Origin of the sequence: Streptomyces atriruber (assembly GCF_001418325.1) — a bacterium.
In the GTDB taxonomy this organism is placed as follows: Bacteria; Actinomycetota; Actinomycetes; order Streptomycetales; family Streptomycetaceae; genus Streptomyces; species Streptomyces atriruber.
The window spans coordinates 1-17,051 of the sequence record NZ_LIPN01000072.1; the positions used below are offsets into that span (position 1 = coordinate 1).

General features: G+C 71.6%; 14 protein-coding genes. 1 reads left to right on the forward strand and 13 read right to left on the reverse strand.

Annotated elements, in window-relative coordinates; translation table 11 throughout:
- The 12 genes from AOK03_RS08655 to AOK03_RS08710 form a co-directional block, all read right to left on the reverse strand.
- On the reverse strand, nt 1–959 hold a 959-nt coding region (locus tag AOK03_RS08655; protein WP_055564606.1), incomplete at its 3' end, for a sugar phosphate isomerase/epimerase family protein.
- On the reverse strand, nt 956–2,083 hold the full coding sequence (locus AOK03_RS08660; protein WP_063792449.1) for an SCO3242 family prenyltransferase: 1,128 nt from the start codon (nt 2,081–2,083) through the stop codon (nt 956–958). The genes AOK03_RS08655 and AOK03_RS08660, both read right to left, overlap by 4 nt.
- A gap of 77 nt (nt 2,084–2,160) precedes the next feature.
- Nucleotides 2,161–3,390 carry an inositol-3-phosphate synthase gene (locus AOK03_RS08665; protein ID WP_079074562.1) on the reverse strand — a complete coding sequence of 410 codons (1,230 nt, stop codon included), beginning with the start codon at nt 3,388–3,390 and terminating at the stop codon, nt 2,161–2,163.
- 111 nt (nt 3,391–3,501) lie between these two features.
- Nucleotides 3,502–4,950, reverse strand: coding sequence for a ThuA domain-containing protein (locus AOK03_RS08670; protein WP_079074563.1), 1,449 nt, complete (start codon nt 4,948–4,950; stop codon nt 3,502–3,504).
- A gap of 13 nt (nt 4,951–4,963) precedes the next feature.
- Nucleotides 4,964–7,426 (reverse strand): PQQ-dependent sugar dehydrogenase, encoded by a 2,463-nt coding sequence (locus tag AOK03_RS08675; protein ID WP_055564589.1) that lies wholly within the window; start codon nt 7,424–7,426, stop codon nt 4,964–4,966.
- 195 nt (nt 7,427–7,621) lie between these two features.
- Nucleotides 7,622–8,635, reverse strand: a complete 1,014-nt coding sequence (locus AOK03_RS08680) for a sugar phosphate isomerase/epimerase family protein (protein WP_055564590.1) — start codon at nt 8,633–8,635, stop codon at nt 7,622–7,624.
- Between the two features lie 35 nt (nt 8,636–8,670).
- Nucleotides 8,671–9,918 (reverse strand): Gfo/Idh/MocA family protein, encoded by a 1,248-nt coding sequence (locus tag AOK03_RS08685; protein ID WP_055564591.1) that lies wholly within the window; start codon nt 9,916–9,918, stop codon nt 8,671–8,673.
- Between the two features lie 48 nt (nt 9,919–9,966).
- Entirely contained in the window at nt 9,967–11,007 is a 1,041-nt protein-coding gene (locus AOK03_RS08690) for a substrate-binding domain-containing protein (RefSeq protein WP_055564592.1), read from the reverse strand.
- Nucleotides 11,008–11,023: 16 nt separating this feature from the next.
- Nucleotides 11,024–12,043, reverse strand: a complete 1,020-nt coding sequence (locus tag AOK03_RS08695) for an ABC transporter permease (protein WP_055564593.1) — start codon at nt 12,041–12,043, stop codon at nt 11,024–11,026.
- Nucleotides 12,040–13,557 (reverse strand): sugar ABC transporter ATP-binding protein, encoded by a 1,518-nt coding sequence (locus tag AOK03_RS08700; RefSeq protein ID WP_055564594.1) that lies wholly within the window; start codon nt 13,555–13,557, stop codon nt 12,040–12,042. The genes AOK03_RS08695 and AOK03_RS08700 overlap by 4 nt, the downstream gene beginning before the upstream one ends.
- A 163-nt stretch (nt 13,558–13,720) precedes the next feature.
- Nucleotides 13,721–14,902 (reverse strand): ROK family transcriptional regulator, encoded by a 1,182-nt coding sequence (locus AOK03_RS08705; RefSeq protein ID WP_055564595.1) that lies wholly within the window; start codon nt 14,900–14,902, stop codon nt 13,721–13,723.
- A 209-nt stretch (nt 14,903–15,111) separates the two neighbouring features.
- Nucleotides 15,112–15,705 carry a GNAT family N-acetyltransferase gene (locus AOK03_RS08710; protein ID WP_055564596.1) on the reverse strand — a complete coding sequence of 198 codons (594 nt, stop codon included), beginning with the start codon at nt 15,703–15,705 and terminating at the stop codon, nt 15,112–15,114.
- A gap of 183 nt (nt 15,706–15,888) precedes the next feature.
- Between AOK03_RS08710 and AOK03_RS08715 the strand changes: the two genes are divergently transcribed.
- Nucleotides 15,889–16,353 carry a PaaI family thioesterase gene (locus AOK03_RS08715; RefSeq protein ID WP_079074564.1) on the forward strand — a complete coding sequence of 155 codons (465 nt, stop codon included), beginning with the start codon at nt 15,889–15,891 and terminating at the stop codon, nt 16,351–16,353.
- On the opposite strand, the gene AOK03_RS08720 is transcribed toward AOK03_RS08715, so the two are convergent.
- Nucleotides 16,295–16,972, reverse strand: coding sequence for a GntR family transcriptional regulator (locus AOK03_RS08720; RefSeq protein WP_079074565.1), 678 nt, complete (start codon nt 16,970–16,972; stop codon nt 16,295–16,297). The two genes, AOK03_RS08715 and AOK03_RS08720, sit on opposite strands and share 59 nt — an antisense overlap.
- Nucleotides 16,973–17,051 lie beyond the last annotated feature (79 nt).

Genomic DNA, 17,051 nt, shown 5'->3' on the forward strand with positions numbered 1-17,051 from the left:
GTATAAGAGAGCGGGGCAGGGGCGGAGCCGGGCTGAGGCCTGGCCGTCGCGGCGGCCGGGACTGCGGCTTGCGCTCGGCGCAGGAAATCGATGGAGCGGGTGGCGAGTTCGGGGCCCGCGTGGGAGTGGCGGGGCAGTTCGACGACGGTGAGCCCTCGATAGTCGGCGGCGGCCAGGGCTGCCAGGACGGGCGGGAAGTCGATCTCTCCGTGGCCGAACGGCAGGTGCTCGTGGACTCCGCGGCGCATGTCCTCGATCTGGACGTGCCGCAGCCAGGGGGCGGCAGCACGTACGCAGTCCGCGGGAGGGAGGGGTTCGAGGCACTGGCAGTGGCCGATGTCGAGGGTGAGGCCGAGGAGATCGGGGTCGGGGTCGCCGAGCTCGTGGCGCAGGTGGTGGAAGTCGGCGAGGGACGAGAGGAGGTGGCCGGGTTCGGGCTCGACCGCGAGTGGGACGCCGGCGCCCGACGCGGCGTCGAGTACGGGGCCGAGTGCGTCGGCGAGTCGCCGCCACGCGACGTCGTCCGAGGTGCCCGCCGGGGTGATGCCGCTGAAACAGTGCACGGCGTGGGCGCCCAGGTCGGCGGCGACCTGGACGGCGCGGATCAGCAGACGGCTGCGCTCGGCCCGGCGTTGGGGGTCGGGGTCCAGGAGGGAGGGGCCGTGTTTGCGGCGCGGGTCGAGGACGTAACGAGCGCCCGTTTCGATGGTGACGCTGAGGCCGAGGCGGTCGAGGCGACGGGCCACGTGACGGGTGCGGGAGGCGAGGTCGGGGGCGAGGGGGTCCAGATGCATGTGGTCGAGGGTGAGGCCGAGGCCCGCATAGCCGAGGTCGGCGAGGAGGTCGAGGGCGTCGTCGAGGCGGAGGTCGGTGAGCCCGTTGGTGCCGTAGCCGAAGCGGAGCCCGTCGCCCTGTCGCGCGTCGACCGGGTGGGGGTGCCGGGGGCCTGTTCCGCTCATGTGACGCTCACCTTCCGTGCGAACTTCCGGGCGGCGGGGGCGAGGGCGGCGGTCAGCAGGGCGGTGCCCGCGGCGCCGGCGCGGGCGGCGAGCGCGGCCTGCAGCGGGATCATGGCGCGGATCCCGCCGCCGACGGCGCGCTGGGTGAGGGGAGGTGACGGATTGAGGGCGGCGTGGAAGAGAGGCTTGGCGGCAGTCCCGACGTAGGCGAGCGCGAGGACGCCACGGAGGGCCTGTCGACCGGTGACGGCGGCGGACCGCAGGCCATCTCGGTCGGTGACGGCGGCGGACCGCACGCCCAGTCGGTCGGTAGCGGCAGCGGACCGCAGGCCGTCGCGGTAGTTGGCGACAGCGGACCGCAGGCCGTCTCGATCGGTGGCGACAGCGCTTCCGGAGTCCTGTCGGCCCGTGGCGGCAGCGAATCCTAGGCCCGGTCCGCCCGTGGAGCGGGGCTGCCCTCCCCGACCACCCGCGCCGACCAGCCGGGCCAGTGCCGTCGTCGTTGCCAGTGCGGCCAAGGGGGCGGCCGAGGAGCCGCCCTGGGCCTCGCGGCGGGAGACGACCGTGACGGCCAGGGTGTGGGCGGCGAGGGCCGCGGCCGAAGGCACGGCGGCCCGGGCGCACGGGCCGCGGCCAGGGCCCGCCGTGGCGGTCGCGCCGAGGAGGACATCGAGGCCGCGTGCGGCGGCCATGGCTGCCGGTCCGGCGGGGGTGTGTTTGAGGCCGAGGTCGTAGGCCCACACCGTCCCGGCCAGGGCCCCGGCCATCGCGAGGGACGGGCGCCCCGCGCGGGAGGCGAGGGCGAGACCGGCGGCCGTGAGGGCGGCTGCCGCGGTGAGGGCCGCGGGTGGGGCGATGCGGCCGGAGGGCAGGGGGCGCTCAGGACGTTCGACGGCGTCCTCGGCGCGGTCCGCCCAGTCGTTGAGGGCCATACCGGCCTCGTACAGGCAGAGGGAGGAGCCGATGGCAAGGAGGGTGCGGTGGTTGGGGCGCAGGCCGGTCGCCGCCGCTCCGGCGAGCGCGTCGCCGGGGACGGTGAACAGGGCGGGGAGACGGAGGAGTTCGACCCAGGCACGGGGGACGTTCACGGCGTTCCCGGCACGACCGGCGTTCCCGCCGCTCACGGCCCTCCCCGCACGACCGGCGTCCCCGCCGCTCACAGTGGTTCCGGCGCGCCCGGCGTTCGCGGCGTTCCCGGCCTTCATGCGGAGTCACCCGCCGACGGGCCGCCCTCAGGACCAGGGCCGCCTCGCCCGGTGGGGGCGGGGTCTGCGCCCAATCGCTCCGCGAAGTCCAGCAGTGCCGCGTACTGCTCGCCCAGGGCCGCGGGGGCTCCCGCGTCGGGGTCCTTGAAGTAGAAGGCGAGGTCGGGCAGGGGGCCGGAGAGGCCGCGTTCGTGGGCGCGGGACGTCAGGCGGGCGAGGTCCAGGATCAGGGGGGCGGCGAGGGCCGAGTCGCAGCCCTGCCAGGTGGTCTGCAGGACCATGCGGGTGCCGAGGAAGCCGTCGAAGGCGATGTGGTCCCAGGCCGTCTTCCAGTCACCGAGGGAGGGGACGTCGTCTATGTGGACCTCGCCCTCGGGGGCGGAGCCCAGTGTGTCGGCGAGGACGCGTTCCTTGCCCGCGTTCTTCGCCGCGGCGGCCGCGGGGTCGGCCAGGGCGGCGCCGTCCCCGCCGCCGAGGAGGTTCGTTCCCGACCAGGCGCGGACGGCGAGCGCCCGTTGCGCGAACATCGGGCCGAGCACGGAGCGCAGCAGGGTCTGCCCGGTCTTGCCGTCCCGGCCCGCGTAGGGGAGGCCGCAGGCGCGTGCCGTCTCGGTCAGGTGGGGGTGGTGCAGGCCCGTCGAGGGGGTGAAGTTCACGTAGGGGCAGCCGGCGCGCAGGGCGGCGGCCGCGTAGAGGGAGCTGGCGGGGAGGCGTGCGGCGCCGTCCGCCGGGAGTGGTTCGGTCGAGGCGACGTTCACCACCACGGCGCGGGCCAGTCCCCGGCGACGTACGAAATCGCGGAGGTCGGCGGTGAAGGCGTCGATCAGTTCCTCATCGGAACGGGCGTCGCCGGGTTGGGGTCCGCCGGGACGTATCTCGGCGTCGGCGGCGGCGAGTTCGGCGTGCACCGCCGAGGGGAGACCGTGCGGGAGGACTCCGCCCGCGGCGAGTTCCTCGGCGCGTTTGGGCAGGGGGCAGCTGGTGGTGTCGTGTCCGCCGAAGACGAGAGAGGACAACGTCGGCAGTCCGCGATCCATGAAGGGTGCGGTCTCGGTCACCATGCCGGTGGGGGCGTGGAGTCCGGCGGTCATCGCCGCGCAGCCCGCCACGGCCGTGGTCGCGACCGAGCCGCGGGCCCCGATCAGCCATACGCCGACGGGTGCGACGGGCGGCGTCCCGAGGGGAGGAGTAGAGGGCGCAGATGTAGAGGTCGCGGATGTGGACACGGCTGCCTCCTGCCATGGCTCAAGAGCTCGGGACACGACTCGGGAGCTCGCGGAACGTGAGTGCGGTGCAAGACGGCGGGCGGAGGTCCGGCGTCCTCCGCCCGCCGCCGTCTAGCGGCCCGCGCCCGAACCGGTCGGGGCGGGTGGGCCGGAGCGGTGGGCCGACGGGCCGTCCGTCGGCTGGTCCTTCTCGGAGAGTCCCTTCCCCGGGCGGCCCTTGGCCGGCAGGTCCTTCAGCCGGATGTTCCGGAAGGAGACCTCGTCGGCGTCACCGTGGTTCTGGATGCCGATGTGGCCTTGTCGCAGGCTCCGGGCCGGGTCGGTGTTGGTGAAGTCGTTGATCTGCACTCCGTTGAGGTAGACGCGAAGGCGTTCGCCCTCGACCCGGATCTCGTAGGTGTTCCACTCCCCCGGCGGGTTCAGCGCCTTGTCGCGCTTCTTCAGGTCGGCGGAGCGGAAGCCGTAGACGGAGCCCGTGGTCTTCTCGGGGACGTCCGTGGCGTCGATCTGGATCTCGTAGCCGTTGTTCACGGCCGACCACGGGTCCTCGGAGGGCGGGAAGCCCACGAAGATCCCCGAGTTGTCGTCGCCCCGCATCCGCCAGTCGAGCTTGAGGGAGTAGGAGCCGAGTTCGCGCCGGTCGTACCAGAGCATGCCCATGCCGCCGACGGTCTTGAGCGTTCCGTCGCCCTCGTCGAGCTGCAGGGAACCCGGGCCTGCCTGCTTCCAGCCCTCCAGGGAGGAGGCCGTGCCGTCGAAGATCGGCGTGTAGCCCTTCTCCGGCCGGCAGTCGGCCTGTGCCGCGCCGACGGCCCAGCGGATGCCGCCCAGCAGGTGCTGACGGAAGGCCGGCTCGGCGAACGACTCCTTGGTGTGGCCGCCGCCCGTGTAGAAGGAGCGGCCGCCCTCGTAACTCTGGCACCAGGCGATCGGGTGGTCGCCGGACATCGTGCCGCCCGTGTACGACGACTCGTCGAGGGAGGCGAGCACGCGGGCCCGGTCGCGGGGATTGGTGCGGTAGTTGTACCACTCGTCGGTGCGGTCCCAGCTGCTGGTGCCCAGGTGGGCGGTGGCCGGGTGGGCATGGTCCTCGACGTGGACCTTCGCGGGCTGGATCGCGGGATGCGACTGGAAGTAGGCGCCCGCGAGCCCGCCGTAGAAGGGCCAGTCGTACTCGGTGTCGGCCGCGGCGTGCACGCCGACGTAGGCGCCGCCGTCGCGGATGTACTGCTCGAACGCCCCCTGTTGGTCGGTGTTCAGGACGTCGCCGGTGGTAGAGAGCCAGACCACGGCGTCGTACCGGGCAAGGTTGGCGGCCGTGAAGGCCCCCGCGTCCTCGGGGGCGTCGACGGTGAAGCCGTTCGCGGCGCCGAGTTCCTTGACGGTGGCGATGCCGGTGGGAATGGAGTCGTGCCGGAAGCCGGCGGTCTTGGAGAAGACGAGGACCTTCTCACCGGCCTTCTTCGGCGGCTCGGGCTTCGAGGCCGCGGGACCCGACACACAGCCGATGAGCAGGGCGGCCGCTGCGGTCGCGGTGGCCAGCCGTACGGATGCGCGCATGTGCTGACCCCTCTCAGCTCGTCGTGAAGGTGAAGTCGTCCAGGTCGTAGAGCGCTCCCGAGCCCTTGCCCTTGAAGACCAGGAAGAGCGTCGTGGTCTTCGTCGGCGGTTTGGCGATCGCCGTGCTGACGTCCTTGTAGGTCTCCCAGCCACCGGTCGGCGCCACCTTCACGCTGCCCAGCAGCTTGCCGCCGACGGATCCGCTGCGTACCTCCAGCGTGCCCCCGGATCCGGCCGACGCGACGCGCGCGGTCAGCTTGGTGGCGTTGCCGAGGATGTACGGCTTGAAGGAGACCCAGTCGCCGTTGTGGATGTCGCCGACGGTCTTGCCGCCGTGCGCCGGGGTGTGGTTGACGACGGAGACGCCCTTGGAGTCGTTGTAGTGCTCGCCCTGGCGGTGCTTGGGCTGGACGACGTTCTGATCGTGAGTGGTCAGCGCAGGCTGGCCGTTGGCGCCCTTGTCGGTGTACTCGGCGTCGAAGACCCCGAAGATGTTGGCGTTCGGGTCGTGCTCGCCGTCGGCGGAGGTCTGGATGGTGCCCTCGCAGCCGTTGGCCGAAGTGACGGGGTGGCCGTGGCTGTCGTGGCCGAGAATGTGCGTGACCTTCACCTTGGTGCAGTCGATCGCGCCGTCCTCCGGGTCGGTCACCTTCACCTTGAAGGGCACCTTGTCGCCGAAGGTGAACAGCTGCCCGTCGCCAGGAACCTCCAGGGTCACCTTGGGCGCGGTGTTGCCGACGGTGATGTGCGCGCTGGCCGAGCCGGTGCGTCCGGTGGAGTCCTTCACGGTCACGGTCGCCGTGTAGACGCCGTTCTTCTTGTACGTGTACGTGGGGTTCTGCTGCGTCGACTTGCCGCCGTCGCCGAAGTCCCAGGCGTAGGTCAGCGTGCCGCCGTCGGCGTCCGTGGCCTTCGAGGTGAACTTCGTGCGCAGCGGTGCCTGCCCGCTGGTCACGGACGCGCTCGCCTCGGCGACCGGGGAGTGGCCCTCGGTGGCGTTCTCGATGCGGAAGAGTCCGGAATTCTCGTCGCCGCCGAACCAGGCCGTGCCGTAGTCGAGGACGTACAGCGCGCCGTCCGGGCCGAACTCCATGTCCATCACCTGGGTGCCGGTCCACGGGAACGGGTTGATCTTCGACACCGTGCCGTCCGCGCCCTGCTCGATGCGCTTGATCCAGCGTCGGCCGAACTCGCCGGCGAAGAAGTCGCCGTCGTAGGCCTCGGGGAACTTCACCGGGGAGGTGTTCGCCGCGTCGTAGCGGTAGACGGGGCCGCCCATCGGGGACTCGGAGCCGCTGCCGAACTCGGGCACGGAACCGCCGTCGTAGGGAATCCACGCCTCCTGCGCGGGCGGCAGGTCGGTCAGGCCCGTGTTGTACCGCGACTCGTTCTTCGGGGCCGCGCAGTCGAAGGCGGACCCTGAGGTGCCGGTCGCGAAGTCGTAGTCGATGTAGGGGTCGTTCTTGCCGGTGCAGAACGGCCAGCCGAAGTTCCCGGCCTTGGTGACCCGGGCGAACTCGACCTGTCCCGCGGGGCCGCGCTTGGGGTCGGCCGCGCCCGCGTCGGGCCCGTAGTCACCCACGTACACGGTGCCGGTCGGCTTGTCGACGCTCATCCGGAAGGGGTTGCGGAAGCCCATCGCGTAGATCTCGGGGCGGGTCTTCTCGGTGCCCTTGGCGAAGAGATTGCCGTCGGGGACGGTGTAGCTGCCGTCGTCGGCGACCTTGACGCGGAGGATCTTGCCGCGCAGGTCGTTGGTGTTGCCTGCGCTGCGCCGCGCGTCGAAGGCGGGGTTGCGGTCCGCGCGCTCGTCGATGGGCGTGAAGCCGTCCGAGGCGAAGGGGTTGGAGTCGTCACCCGTCGACAGGTAGAGGTTGCCGTCCTTGTCGAAGTCGATGTCGCCGCCGACGTGGCAGCAGGTGCCGCGGCTCGCGGGGACGTCGAAGACCTTCTTCTCGCTGGCGGTGTCCAGGGTGCCGTCGGCCTTCAGGACGAAGCGGGAGAGGCGGTTCACGCCGTCGAACTTCTTGAAGTCCTCGGCCGTGCCGGTCTCCGGGGCGTCGCCCGCGGGGGTGTCCAGGGGCGGCGCGTAGTAGAGGAAGATCGCGCGGTTCTCGCTGAACTTCGGGTCGATGCCGACGCCCTGGAGGCCCTCTTCGTCGTGCGAATAGACCGGTATCTTCCCGGCGACCTTGGTGTTGCCCGCCGCGTCCGTGAGGCGGAGCGTGCCGTCGCGGGAGGTGTGCAGGACCGAGCGGTCGGGGAGCACGGCGAGCGTCATCGGCTCGCCCGTCTCCGGCTCGCCCTTGGCGAGGGTGACCTGCTGGAAGTCCTCGGCGACGGGGGCGGCCTGCGCGGGCGGGTCGGCGGGCACGGCACCGGCGTGCGGTACGGCGAGGGTCAGGGTGGCACCGGTGAGTACGGTGCCGGTGAGCAGGGCAAGGGTTCTGCGGAGTCTCGGGCGTTTCCTGTGCACGGAAGTTCCTCCGGAGGGGGGACGGTCGTACGGGGTGGGTGCGCCGTGCGCCGGGGTGCGCCGTCACCCCGGACTCTTCATGTCCTGTACACCTCAAGGACGGTAGCCACGTTTGTCCCGGGCGGAAAGCCCTTGTGCGCGACAGAAGTTGAACTTTTTCCTGTCAATGGACAAACGCGGCGTGAGACGGACCGGTCAGTCGGTCCGGTCGGAGCCGCCGAACGCCGCGTCGAAGGACGCGCTCGGGGCCTCGAAATCGAACGCCTTCAGGTGCGCCAGCGCCTCCGGCGCGCCCTGCAGGCGGTCCATGCCCGCGTCCTCCCACTCCACGGAGATCGGGCCCTCGTACGCGATGGAGCGCAGCATCCGGAAGACGTCCTCCCAGGGGACCTCCCCGTGGCCCGCCGACACGAAGTCCCAGCCGCGGCGCGGGTCGCCCCACGGCAGGTGCGAGCCGAGGCGGCCGTTGCGGCCGTCCAGGCGGCGCCGGGCCTCCTTGCAGTCGACGTGGTAGACGCGGTCACGGAAGTCGTAGAGGAACCCGACCGGGTCGAGGTCCTGCCACACGAAGTGCGACGGGTCGAAGTTCAGCCCGAACGCGGGGCGGTGGCCGACGGCCTCCAGGGCCTTGTGCGTGGTCCAGTAGTCGTACGCGATCTCCGACGGGTGCACCTCGTGGGCGAATCGCACGCCCTGCGCGTCGAAGACGTCCAGGATCGGGTTCCACCGCTCGGCGAAGTCCTCGTACCCGCGCTCGATCATCGACTCGGGAGCGGGCGGGAACATCGCGACCAGGTGCCAGATCGAGGAGCCCGTGAAGCCGACGACCGTGTCGACGCCGAAGGCCGCGGCTGCCCGCGCGGTGTCCTTGATCTCGGCGGCCGCCCGCTGCCGCACGCCCTCTGCCTCGCCGTCGCCCCAGATGCGGGCGGGCAGGATCGCCTGGTGCCGCTCGTCGATGATCGCGTCGCAGACGGCCTGGCCGACGAGGTGGTTGGAGATCGCCCAGCACTTGAGTCCGTACTTGTCGAGCAGCGCGTGCCGCCCGTCCAGGTACGACGGGTCGGCGAGCGCCTTGTCGACCTCGAAGTGATCGCCCCAGCAGGCGAGTTCGAGGCCGTCGTAGCCGAAGTCGCGGGCGAGCGCGCAGACCTCTTCGAGCGGAAGGTCGGCCCACTGGCCGGTGAAGAGCGTGAACTGCCGTGGCATGACCAGGCCTCCTCAGAGCGGGAATCGGGCGGGCATCAGGCGGGAACGGGCGTGTACACGGAGTTCTTCGCCGCGCTCTCCTCCACCGCGGCGAGCACCCGCTGCACGGAGAGTCCGTCGGCGAAGGAGGGTTCGGGCCGCGCCCCGGTGCCGATGGCGTGCAGCAGGTCACGGGCCTGGTGCACGAAGGTGTGCTCGTAGCCGAGGCCGTGGCCCGGCGGCCACCAGGCGTCCACGTACGGGTGGTCGGGCTCGGTCACCAGGATGCGGCGGAAGCCGGACGAGGCGGCGGGCTCGGTGTGGTCGTGGTAGGAAAGCTCGTTCAGACGCTCCAGATCGAAGGCCAACGAGCCTTCGGAGCCGTTGAGTTCGAGCCGCAGCGCGTTCTTTCGGCCCGCCGCGAACCGGGTCGCCTCGAAGGACGCGAGGGCGCCGGACGGGAAGCGTCCCGTGAAGACGGCCGCGTCGTCGACGGTGACCGTCCCGAGCCGGCTGCCGCCCGCCGCGGTGAGCCCGCTGGAAGCACCCTCCAGGACGGGCCGTTCACGCACGAAGGTCTCGGTGAGCGCCGACACCCCCGCCACCGGCTCCCCCACCAGGTACTGCGCGAGGTCCACGATGTGCGCACCGAGGTCACCGAGCGCACCGGATCCCGCCCGGTCCTTGCGCAGCCGCCAGGTCAGCGGGAACGACGCGTCGACCAGCCAGTCCTGAAGGTACGTCAGGCGTACGTGCCGCAGCGCTCCGAGCCGCCCTTCGGCGATCATCCGCCGGGCGAGCGCGAGGGCGGGCACCCGGCGGTAGTTGAAGCCGACCATGGCCACCTGGCCGCGGGCACGCGCCCGTTCGGCGGCCTCGGCCATGGCCTCGGCCTCCTCGACGCTGTTCGCGAGGGGCTTCTCGCACAGCACGTGCTTGCCCGCCTCCAGGGCGGCGACGGCGATCTCCGCATGGCTGTCGCCGGGCGTGCAGATGTCGACGATGTCGACGTCGTCCCGGGCGATCAGGGCGCGCCAGTCGGTCTCGGCGGCGGCCCAGCCGAGCCGGTCGGCGGCGGCGCGCACGGCGCCGCCGTCGCGGCCGCAGACGGCCGAGAGCACCGGCTGCACCGGCAGGTCGAAGACGCGGCCCACGGTGCGCCAGCCCTGTGAGTGGGCAGCGCCCATGAAGGCGTAGCCGACCATGCCGACACCCAGCGGCCGCTTCTCGGCGGCCCCGGGATCGGCCGCGGTACCGGCCCCCGGCTGGGAATCGGCACCGGCCTCGGTTTCCGTCTCACGCATGCGGTAATCCTCCTCGTCGACGCTCGGTGGGGGGTGCGGGCGTGCGCATCACTTGAAACCGGTGGACATGTACTGGCCGACGTTCTCCTTGTCGACCACGGCCGAGTAGCAGGTGACGAAGGACGGGATCTCGAACTCGGCCATGCCGTTGACGCCCTTGCCCTGACCGAGGGCGCGCGCGAGGTCGATCGCGGACGCGGCCATGGTCGGCGGGTAGAGGACGGTGGCCTTCAGGACGCTGTTGTCCGCCTCGATGGCCTGCATGGCGGAGAGCGCGCCCGCGCCGCCGACCATCAGGAAGTCGTCGCGGCCCGCCTGCTTGATGGCGCGCAGGGCCCCCACGCCCTGGTCGTCGTCGTGGTTCCACAGGGCGTCGAAGTTCTTCTGGGCCTGCAGCAGTTGGGACATCTTCGACTGTCCCGACTCGACGGTGAAGTCGGCTGCCTGCCGGGCGACCTTCTTGATGTTCGGGTAGTTCTTGAGGGCGTCGTCGAAGCCCTTCGAGCGCTGCTTCGTGAGCTCCAGGTTGTCGAGTCCCGCCAGCTCCACGACGCGTGCGTTCTTCTTGTCCTTGAGCTTCTCGCCGATGTAGTGCCCGGCGCTCAGGCCCATGCCGTAGTTGTCGCCGCCGATCCAGCAGCGGTAGGCCTGCGGGGAGGCGAAGACGCGGTCGAGGTTGACGACCGGGATGCCCGCGCGCATGGCCTTCAGGCCGACCTGGGTGAGCGCCTTGCCGTCTGCGGGCAGGACGACGAGGACGTCGACCTTCTTGTTGATCAGCGTCTCGACCTGGCCGATCTGCGCCGCGGTGTCGTTGGAGCCCTCGGTGGCCTCCAGTGTGACGTCCGCGTACTTCTCGGCCCGCTTCTTGGCGTTGTCGTTGATGGCGTTGAGCCAGCCGTGGTCGGCCTGGGGGCCCGCGAAGCCGATGGTGACCTTCTTGCCCGGCTTGTCGTCGGCCACCTGCTGCGACTTGTCGTCGGAGTCGTCGTCCTTCGACTCGTTGCTGGTGCAGCCCGTGATGAGGGCTCCGGTGGACAGCGCGGCGGCTCCGAAGAGGAGTCCTCTGCGGCTGGTGTGGGATGGCATGAGTGAACCCCTCGGGTCAGGAAGTGGTGGCCGTACGTCGTTGGACGAGCACCGCGGCGACGATGATCGCGCCCTTGGCGATCTGCTGGGTCGCGGTCTCCAGGTTGTTGAGCGCGAAGATGTTCTGGATCGTGGTGAAGATCAGCACGCCGAGCACGGAGCCCGTGATGGTGCCGCGGCCGCCGGTGAGCAGGGTGCCGCCGATGATCACCGCTGCGATGGCGTCGAGTTCGTACAGGTTGCCGTTGGTGTTCTGGCCGGAGCCGGAGAGGACGATCAGCAGGAAGGCCGCGATGCCGCAGCACAGGCCGGAGAGCAGGTACAGGTAGAGCCGCTGCCTGCGGACGTCGATGCCGGCCAGGCGGGCCGCTTCCGCGTTGCCGCCGACGGCGACCGAGCGGCGGCCGAAGGTGGTGCGGTTCAGGAGCAGCCAGCCGACCACGGTGACGGCGGCGAAGACCAGGACCAGCGGCGGGATGCCGAGGATGTAGGAGTCGCGCTCGCCGAGCTTCAACACCCCGTCGACGGTGACCATTTGGGTCTTGCCGTCGGTGATCTGCAGGGCGAGGCCGCGACCCGCCGCCAGCATGGCGAGGGTGGCGATGAACGGCACGATCGCGCCGTACGCGACGAGCAGGCCGTTCACCAGGCCGCACCCCATTCCGACGATCACGGCCGTGAAGAGGATGCCCGCGAAGCCGTACTCCTGGGTGGCGACCGTCGTCGCCCACACCGAGGCGAGCGCGACGATCGCGCCGACCGACAGGTCGATGCCACCGGAGATGATCACGAACGTCATGCCGACGGTGACCACGCCGATGACGGACGCCTGGGTGAGGATCAGCTGGACGTTGTCGGTGTCGAGGAACGAGTCGGGCTGGGTGATGCCGCCGATCGCGATCAGCACGGCGAGCACACCGAGCAGCGAGAGCGTCCGCACGTCGGCGCGGGCCACGGCGGTGCGCCACGGGCTGCCGCCGTCCGCGGGGGTGCTCTTGTGGGTGGCGGCCTCGGCCGCCGGGGCTGGCTGGGTCATGCCGCCGGGCTCCCTTCAAGGACGAGGTCGAGTACGCGGTGTTCATCGAGTTCACGGGCGGGGGCGGTGTGCACGACGCGGCCCTCGCGGAGCACCAGGACGCGGTCGGCGAGGCCGAGCACCTCGGGCACTTCGCTGGAGACGAGCAGCACGGCCAGGCCCTCGTCGGCGAGGCGCCGGATGACCGCGTACAGCTCGGCGCGGGCGCCGACGTCGACGCCGCGGGTCGGCTCGTCGAGCAGCAGGACGCGGCAGCCGCGCAGCAGCCAGCGGGCCAGGACGGCCTTCTGCTGGTTGCCGCCGGAGAGGGTGCGGACCGGGGCCGTGGGCTGGTCGGGGCGCAGCGAGAGCTCGCGCGTCGCCGCGCGTGCGGCCTCGCGTTCGGCGCCCCGGTCGAGCCAACCGCCGTGCGAGAAGCGGGACATGGAGGAGACCGACACGTTGCGGGTGACGGATTCCAGCATGAGCAGGGCCTGCGCCTTGCGCTCCTCGGGAGCGAGGCCGAGCCCCGCACGGATGGCGGCGCGGACACTTCCGGGGCGCAGGTTCTGTCCCTCGACGGCCACTTGGCCCGTGCTGGGCTTGCGCGCGCCGTAGATCGTCTCCAGGATCTCGGAGCGCCCGGAGCCGACGAGTCCGGCGAGGCCCACGATCTCGCCGGGGCGCAGGTCGAGGTCGAGGGGTTCGAACTCGCCGCGCCTGGAGAGGCCGCGGACGGTCAACACCGGTTGTGCGGAGGATGGTTCGGCGGGCCGGTCCGGGAAGACGTACTCGACGTTGCGGCCGGTCATCAGCGCCACGACGTCCTTGGTCGGCGTCGACTCGGCGGGCAGGCCGCCCGCGACGGCACGGCCGTCCTTGAGGACGGTGACGCGGTCGCCGATGCGGCGGATCTCCTCCAGCCGGTGGGAGATGTAGACGACGGCGACGCCGTCCGCCGTGAGGTCGGCGACGATGCGGAAGAGGTTGTCGACCTCGTCGGGGTCGAGGGCGGCCGACGGCTCGTCCATGACGATGAGACGCACCTCGTGCGAGAGCGCGCGGGCCATCGAGACGATCTGCTGGTGGGCCGCGGAGAGCTCGCCCACGAGTCGGCCCGGGTCGATCTCCGGATGCCCGAGTCGCTTGAGCAGAGCCGCGGTCGACGCCTTCGCCGTCCGGCCGCGCACCACGAAACCGGCGGCGGTCGGCTCGTGCCCGAGATGGACGTTCTCGGCGACGGACAGCCCTTCCACCAGGTCGAGCTCCTGGTAGATGGTGGCGATGCCGAGCCGCATGGCGGCGATCGGCGAGCGGAGCGTGATGCGCTCGCCGCGCCAGGTGATCTCGCCGCCGTCGGGCTGGTGGGCGCCGGCGAGGACCTTGATGAGGGTGGACTTCCCGGCGCCGTTCTGGCCGAGGAGGCAGTGCACTTCCCCGGCCTGGACCTGGAGGTCGACGCCGTCGAGGGCACGGACTCCGGGGAACGACTTGGTGATGCCGGACATGGTGAGCAGCGGTGGTTCTTGTGCCATGACGGTTCCCCTCGGCGGTGATCGCAGCAGGGCAGGGCGGATTCAGGGCAGGGCGGAGCCGGTTGTGGTGGGGCGGGCCGGAACAGCGCAGGGCGGAGCAGGGCGCTGTGCCGGATGAGGTGGCGCTACGTTGCGTACGTGCCGTGCGTGGCGTACGTGTCGGTCAGGCCGGTGAGAACAGGTGGTCGCTGATGAGGCGGGCGCCGCCGATGACTCCGGCGGTGGGGCCCAACTCACCCAGGACGATGGGGAGGTTGCCGGTCGCCAGGGGCAGCGACTGGCGGTAGACCTGGGTGCGGATCGCGGCGAGCAGCGTGTGGCCGAGGCCGGTCACACCGCCGCCGATCACCACGAGGCCCGGGTTGAAGAAGCTGACGAGGCCCGCGATGACCTGGCCGGTGCGGTTGCCGCCCTCGCGGATGAGGTCGAGTGCGGTGGCGTCGCCCGCGGCGGCGGCCGCCGCGACGTCGACGGCGCTGAGCCGTCCCGCCTCGTCGAGCCGCGCGGCGAGCTCCGCCGAACGTCCCTCCCTGGCCGCCTCCTCGGCGTCGCGGGCGAGCGCCGCGCCGCTGAAGTAGGCCTCCAGGCAGCCCTTGTTGCCGCAGGCGCAGGGGCGTCCGTCCGGTTCGGACTGGATGTGGCCGATGTCGCCGGCGCTGCCCGTCGTACCGCGGTAGACCTCACCGCCGACGACGATGCCGCAGCCGATGCCCGTGCCGATCTTGACGCAGAGGAAGTCGGCCACGGAGCGTGCGACGCCCGCGTGCTGCTCCCCCATCGCCATGAGGTTCACGTCGTTGTCGACCATGACGGGGCAGCCGAGGTCCTGGCTGAGGGCCTCCCTGACGGGAAAGCCGTCCCACCCCGGCATGATCGGCGGGGCGACCGGCACGCCCTCGGGGAAGCGGACGGGACCCGGGACGCCGATGCCGGCGCCGTCGAACCCTTCCGCGAGCCCGGAGGCCTTGAGCTTGGCCGCCATGGCGAGGACCTGCTCGAAGACCGCGACCGGGCCCTCGCGCACGTCCATGGGCTGGTTGATGTGGCCGAGGACCTCCAGCTCGGCGTTGGTCACCGCGACGTCTACCGAGGTCGCGCCGATGTCCACGCCGAGGAAGCGGAGGGCCGGGGCCAGGCGGATGTTGTGGGACCGGCGGCCGCCGCGCGAGGCGGCGAGTCCGTCGGCGACCACGAGTCCGGTCTCCAGGAGCCGGTCGACCTCCACGGCCAGCTTGGACCGCGAGAGGTCGACCTGATCGCCCAGCTGGGCGCGGGAGTTGGGTCCTCCGTCACGCAACAGGCGCAACAGCCGTGCCTGGTGCGTGTTGGCGGGTCGAGCCGTCATACGTCTCACGCGCCCCTCCCCGCCTCATCGGGCTTCCCATGCCGTTGCCCGCGGGCTGGTGCGCCGTCGTTGCCGCCGCCGTCGCCTCAGGGCTTCTTTCAAGCTTTCGAGGGGAACGTAGCAGTGCCTGCCGGGACTGGGAAGAAGTTGCGCGGGAATTGCCCATGACTTTCTCCAGTCACAGGACAAAGGGGGGTGGGGGCCTGCGTCTACGCGGGCTGCCGGAGCATGCACCAGGTGCGCGGGCCGTTGTCCGGCAGCGGGACGTCGGCCGTGACGGTGAAGCCGAGCCGCTCGTAGAACGCCACGTTCTGCTCCGTCGAGGTCTCCAGGAAGCAGGGGAATCCGGCACGGTCGGCGGCGTCGAGGCCGGGCTTGATCACCGCGCCGCCGAGGCCCTTGCCCTGCTCGTCCGGGTCGACCCCGACCGTGGCGAGGAACCATGCGGGGAACCGGGGCCGGTACGGCCGGAGCGCGCGGTCCGCCGACTCGAACCAGGGCGCGCGGTCGCCCGCGAGCTCCCCGACGAGCGGGCCGATCGCGGCGAAGCCGGGCCCCGGGTCCCGGTCCGGCGTGGTCCACACGGCGACGGCGCGCCCGGCGCCCGCGACCCAGACCCGTCCGTAGACCATCCCGATGCGCGTCAGGAAGAGCTCCTGGAAGCGGCGTACCCGCTCATGGTGGTCGTCGGCCGCGACGACGTGCCGGGTGAAGGGGTAGTCGGCGAAGGCTCTGGCGAGGGTGTTCACGGCCACCGGCATGTCTTCGCCGATCGCGGGGCGTATGCGGTGTTGCGTACTCATCTCACTTCTCCCGGTCTTCAGGCGGTACTGGCCCTGTGCGACAGGCGGTACTGGCCCTGTACAACAGGCTGGCCCTGCACATCAGACCGTACGGGGCCGGACCTACCTCCGAGGTAATCGACGGCCCCCGGGACCGGGCCGCACGATGGCGGTCCCTCGCCGCCCCGAACGGAAGGCCGCCCCGTGCCGGACACCCCGCCCCAGGACGAACTCCTCACCCGGCTGCTCGACATGGTCCCCTTCGCCGCGCGCCTCGGCATCGCCTTCACGGAAGCCGGGCCGGACCGCGTCGAGGGCACCCTCGACTGGTCGCCCGACGTGTGCACGGCGGGCGGCGTGCTGCACGGTGGGGCGCTGATGTCGCTCGCCGACACGGTCGGCGCGGTGTGCGCGTTCCGCAACCTGCCGTCGGGAGCGACCACGTCGACGGTCGAGTCGAAGACGAACTTCTTCCGGGCCGTCCGCGCCGGGACGGCCCGCGCGGTGGCCCGCCCGCTGCATGTCGGCGGCTCGTTCGTCGTCGTGCAGACGGAGGTGTACGACGACGAAGGGCGCCTCGTGGGGCAGACGACGCAGACGCAGGCGGTGCTCAGCCCTGGTCGCGCTGGTGGTAGGTCTGCCTGGTGTGCTCGGTGTGGGCCCGCATGATGTCCGTTGCGCGCCGCTCGTCGCGCTCGGCGATGGCGGCGATCAGCTCGCGGTGCTCCAGCCAGGACTGCCTGCCGCGCTGCCGGGCGACCGGCGTGTAGTACCAGCGGACCCGGCGGTCCACCTGCCCGGCGAGCTCGGCGAGGACCACGTTGCCCGCCAGTTCCATCACCTTGGCGTGGAAGGCGGCGTTCAGGGTGACCACCTGGTCCACGTCGCCGTCGGCCACGGCCTGCTCGCCCCGGGTGCAGAGCTCGTCGAGCTCCTTGATGCCCGCGAGGCCGGTGTTCGCGGCGGCGAGCCGGGCGGCTTCGGCCTCCAACAGGGTGCGGACGGTGAGGAGTTGGTCCGCCTCCTCCTCGGTCGGCTCGTGCACGAACGCGCCCTGGGCGGGACGCAGGTCCACCCACCCCTCGGTGTTGAGCCGCTGCAGCGCCTCGCGCACCGGCTGCCGCGAGACACCGAGGTGCCCGGCCAGCTCGCTCTCGACGAGGTGCTGGCCGGGCTGCAGCGAACGGGTCGTGATCAGTTCGAGCAGGGCCTCGTAGACCCGCTCTCTGAGTGGACCGGGACGTTCGAGCTTGGGCACCGCCCCCGGCGGCAGTCCTGTGGACAACATCGCGGCCCCCTCCTCGAAGATTGCCTTTTGTCTACAGTCTACGAGCTACAGGGGCCAGTACCAGGGGGAGTTGAGCCGA

Bases quoted from the DNA above. Each gene is read 5' to 3' on its own strand.
- AOK03_RS08705 (WP_055564595.1), bottom strand. From the start codon at position 14,902: ATGACGGCTCGACCCGCCAACACGCACCAGGCACGGCTGTTGCGCCTG.
- AOK03_RS08680 (WP_055564590.1), bottom strand. From the start codon at position 8,635: ATGCCACGGCAGTTCACGCTCTTCACCGGCCAGTGGGCCGACCTTCCG.
- AOK03_RS08695 (WP_055564593.1), bottom strand. From the start codon at position 12,043: ATGACCCAGCCAGCCCCGGCGGCCGAGGCCGCCACCCACAAGAGCACC.
- AOK03_RS08710 (WP_055564596.1), bottom strand. From the start codon at position 15,705: ATGAGTACGCAACACCGCATACGCCCCGCGATCGGCGAAGACATGCCG.
- AOK03_RS08690 (WP_055564592.1), bottom strand. From the start codon at position 11,007: ATGCCATCCCACACCAGCCGCAGAGGACTCCTCTTCGGAGCCGCCGCG.
- AOK03_RS08685 (WP_055564591.1), bottom strand. From the start codon at position 9,918: ATGCGTGAGACGGAAACCGAGGCCGGTGCCGATTCCCAGCCGGGGGCC.
- AOK03_RS08720 (WP_079074565.1), bottom strand. From the start codon at position 16,972: ATGTTGTCCACAGGACTGCCGCCGGGGGCGGTGCCCAAGCTCGAACGT.
- AOK03_RS08670 (WP_079074563.1), bottom strand. From the start codon at position 4,950: ATGCGCGCATCCGTACGGCTGGCCACCGCGACCGCAGCGGCCGCCCTG.
- AOK03_RS08700 (WP_055564594.1), bottom strand. From the start codon at position 13,557: ATGGCACAAGAACCACCGCTGCTCACCATGTCCGGCATCACCAAGTCG.